Origin of the sequence: Weizmannia acidilactici, assembly GCF_008974185.1 — a bacterium.
GTDB classification, from domain to species: domain Bacteria; phylum Bacillota; class Bacilli; order Bacillales; family Bacillaceae_C; genus Weizmannia; species Weizmannia acidilactici.
On the sequence record NZ_BKZP01000088.1, the window covers coordinates 1 to 1267 of the forward strand.

A 1267-nucleotide genomic window follows, 5' to 3' on the forward strand; every position below is an offset into this window, starting at 1 on the left:
ATTCATCATCAATATTATATTTTTGTTTTACTTTATCTAAAAAATATTTTATTTTTAAATTCCATATATTATATTTTTCATCTAAATATTTTCCGACAGAAGATTTCCCGGATTCACTCATTCCAGTAATTCCATAAATTTTTTTATTTAATTTTAACGCTTTTTTAGATATTCCATTAATAATTTTTTCTTTAATAAGTTCAATAAAAAATTCATATTCTGGTTTTCCCGGATATTGTTGGTATTCTATCTTATAATCAAAGATTTGTTTTTTCAGATAATCTAACTGAATTTGATTATAAAGATAATATTTACTTGACTTGTTTAATAATATCTTACTATCTAATAAAATTCTGCAGGAAAAACTTTCTAAATCATTAACATTTTTATCAAAATAGGTTAGATATTTTTCAATAATTTCATCAGAATAGTTTCTAAACTTAAAGGTTGCGTAGACCCTTGCCCTCATTGTATCGATTCCTTTGTCTAAAAGGATAATCGGTTTATCAGATTTTGTCATTTCCTCATTTCGTTTATGGAGTGATCGTATGATTTCATCAATGAACTCCATAGGTGAACTTTCGTTAAACCACCAATTCTCATTAGACAACTTGTCACTTTTAATATTTAAGGAGTCAATAAAATAATGTCTATCTTTTAATAGTTCTATAAATGTAGTTTTTCCAATATCGTTACCACCATTAATAGAGAAAATAATTTTTTTCATATTATACCTCTTGCCTTTGATAATATTATTTCGTTTTTAATTATTAAAGGTTTTAAATCAATATTTGATAATTGGTTTAGGTTAACCCATTTAACCAAGTATTGATTATCCTTACCACTTCTTTCCTTTTCTTCACCCTGAATTGTATACTCCTTCATTTCCATAATTTTTGTAAGATAGTATCTCTCTTCTCTATCTTCTGTAGAAAAGGAGAAGAACTCAGTAAATCCTTCCATTTTTATTCCTAATTCTTCCATAATCTCTCGTTTAGCTGCTTCTTCAAAACTTTCACCATCTTCAACTGTCCCCCCTGGAATAACCCAATACTCCAATGAATTTCGGATTCTATGAATTAATAAAATACAATCCTTTTCTGGATTAATAATTAATACCCCAGCTCTTTTTTTCATAATTACTCCTTACTCCTTATATTTGTAGCAATTCAGTTCTAATTCTTTTACTACTTCGTTAATTTTTTCAGTATGGTTCATAAACATTAGATATAGTTTCTCTTCGGACTGAAAAAAATCAACGAATAAT

2 protein-coding genes are annotated in these 1267 nt (G+C 26.6%); both read right to left on the reverse strand.

Going from position 1 to position 1267, the window contains the following annotated elements; all coding sequences use genetic code 11:
* Window positions 1-727, reverse strand: a 727-nt coding sequence (locus BpJC4_RS15775) for a hypothetical protein (protein ID WP_151681999.1), incomplete at its 3' end; no start/stop codon positions are given.
* Complete coding sequence (locus BpJC4_RS15780) at window positions 724-1137, reverse strand: NUDIX hydrolase (protein WP_151682000.1); 414 nt, start codon at window positions 1135-1137, stop codon at window positions 724-726. The genes BpJC4_RS15780 and BpJC4_RS15775, both read right to left, overlap by 4 nt.
* Window positions 1138-1267: the final 130 nt, after the last annotated feature.

Excerpts from the sequence above, each read along its gene's own strand:
- BpJC4_RS15780 (WP_151682000.1), bottom strand. The coding sequence starts at position 1,137 with ATGAAAAAAAGAGCTGGGGTATTAATTATTAATCCAGAAAAGGATTGT.